This window comes from Thalassovita litoralis (assembly GCF_900182725.1).
GTDB classification, from domain to species: domain Bacteria; phylum Pseudomonadota; class Alphaproteobacteria; order Rhodobacterales; family Rhodobacteraceae; genus Thalassobius; species Thalassobius litoralis.
Genome location: NZ_FXTO01000071.1, coordinates 1 through 2,359, shown reverse-complemented (window position 1 = coordinate 2,359; position 2,359 = coordinate 1). Strand labels below are relative to the sequence as shown.

Sequence of the window (2,359 nt, the reverse complement as noted above, 5' to 3'; positions counted from 1 at the left end):
GCCTATCAGGATATCGTGGGCGTCTGGACGATCTGCGATGGTGTGACCGCCGGTGTGAGGCCGGGGGATAAGGCCACGCCCGCCGAGTGCGATACACTTCTGATGCAGGAACTGCGCAAACATGCGGAAGGGTTGGCGGGCTGTGTGAATGACGACATAGAGCGCCGTATTCCAACTCAGACGGCGGCAGCGTTGCTGTCCTGGACCTATAATGTCGGGGTGGGGGCGGCGTGTCGCTCCACCCTGGTGCGCAGGCTGAATGCGGCGGAGTGGGGGGCTGTTTGTCCTGAGCTGTCGCGCTGGACCCGGGCCGGGGGGCGCGTTGTGCGCGGACTGGTCAATCGCCGGGCGGCGGAACGGGCCGAATGTGAAGCCGGTTTGCAGAGCGTGGGGTTGCTGGCTTTATCCTATCCGTCAGAAACCCGCCGGATTATCTCGCCGGTTTCCGGGATGATGAAGGTGCCATCTTTATCTTTGACCCATTCGAGCTGGCGATTGTCTGAAAGCTGGGCTGTCATGCCCCAGCCCGTGTTCAGCCGCCCACCTGCTGCCGTCATTGTCGTTGCGGTATCCAAGACGATCAGCACTTCATACTTCCGACCGCTCTCTCCCAGACACCAGAACTGGTCTACCACTTCACGCATATGGTCCTCCTGTTCTGCCTCTCAGCATTGGAAGGCCGGGGAGGCCTGTCCATCGGGAAGGCTGGTATATCTCGATATCGAAATCAAAAACCAGCCAAAGTTTACGTAGGGGAAGAAAATGATGCGTGGCTATCTTCTTGTGGCTGCATTCTGCGGTCTTTCTGCTGCTTTAGGATGGGTTATCCTCCTTCAGATCGAAAACAGTGCGTTGGCCATGGACGTGGCTGCGCTCAAAGGACGAATCGCGCTTTGCGATGCACGAACCGGCAATATTATCGAGGATAGGAAGAGCGATGCGACTGTTACTGATCCCGGCAATTACGATGTGCCTGACCGCTGGCTCCTGCCTGAAACCGGTGCCGCCCGCGATTGAGGCCGCGTTCTTCTGCGATGTCGAGGAACCCCGGCGCTTCAGTCAGGCAGAGATTGATTGGCGCAGGCAAAATGCGCCATGGAACCTCGCGCGGGACTACCGAACCAATCTGACTTGGGAGCGGGAGTGTGAAGGGTAGAATTCAAAGTGACCCGCTATCTGGGCATTCGCGTGGATTGCGGGTTGGCTTTGCGTATAGTAAAGCCCAGAGCAATGCCGTTTTCTCCGGGAGTTATTTATGGACCCGTCCGATCAGGAACTCGAGCGTCTCAGCGCACTGCTGCATGGGCTGCCCGTCGAGAACATGCCAATGACGCTTAGCGAGCTTGATGGCTATCTGGTCGGTGTTCTTGCCTGCCCTGATATCATTCCGCCCTCTGAATGGATTCCCCATGTCTGGGGTGAAACAGGTGAGCCAAACTTTCCGGATCAGAAAACCGCAGAAGCCACGATCAGCGCGGTCATGGGGCACTACAATTCGGTTGCAGAGGCCATGACGCGCTCGCTTTGGCTCGAACCCATCTACGAGATTGATCCAAACAGTGATGAGGTAATGTGGGAGCCTTGGATTGATGGCTTCACTCGCGCCATGGGGCTAAGATCTGCGGCCTGGGAGCAACTGCTCAATCAAGCCGACGAAGAAACGCGAACGACTATGATCTTCATCATGGCGCTTCAGGATATATACACGGGACACAGCAAGTTCACGCAGGAGGAGATCGACGAAATCGACCTTGAAGCCCCTGATCTGATCCCGAACTGCGTTGCAACAATACTCTATCAGTCCCGCCCCGAATTGTTCCGTTCGGAGCCCGCCAACCATTCAGGGGTACCGTTCAAGGCCGATCTCCGGCCCGGACGCAACGATCCCTGTTTCTGTGGGTCGGGCCGAAAATACAAGCAATGTTGTGGTCTGAACTGATCTCTGTCTCACGAATGTCCGACCCTGACCGGACACTCGTGAGATGGTAGACCACTGCGGGCCAGCGTCACCAGATCAGACATTCGTCCAGCGTGCAGCATTTATAGAGGACGAAGGTTGGCAGAGCGGACGAAGCGCATTTTCGCGGCGGCTGCGCCTATTTCGGCTTTGTAGATTAGACAGTCTTAATAATTGTCGCTTTTGCCTGTGACATAAACGTATGAGTATACGCCGAATTAGCCCTCATGTACCCCCAAAGCCTAGAAAAAGGCAGCGCGAAAGTGCGCTGCCGGTCACTTGTTGAATGCAGGTTGTGCGTTACATGGTAAGCTTACGCCGAGGGCCGTCTGGCGGGCTGATTTCGCGAGGGTTTAACGAGTGTCCTTATGGACGCACACGAAGACACCCCCCGCATTGAAG

General features: G+C 56.4%; 3 protein-coding genes. All 3 read left to right on the top strand.

Annotated elements, in window-relative coordinates; translation table 11 throughout:
• Positions 1 to 753 (top strand): lysozyme (locus FN828_RS20325; RefSeq protein ID WP_142495124.1); only part of this gene is annotated, 753 nt, incomplete at its 5' end.
• A 12-nt stretch (positions 754 to 765) separates the two neighbouring features.
• Positions 766 to 1,017, top strand: a complete 252-nt coding sequence (locus tag FN828_RS20320) for a hypothetical protein (RefSeq protein ID WP_185959112.1) — start codon at positions 766 to 768, stop codon at positions 1,015 to 1,017.
• Between the two features lie 238 nt (positions 1,018 to 1,255).
• Entirely contained in the window at positions 1,256 to 1,939 is a 684-nt protein-coding gene (locus FN828_RS20315) for a UPF0149 family protein (protein ID WP_142495122.1), read from the top strand.
• Positions 1,940 to 2,359: the final 420 nt, after the last annotated feature.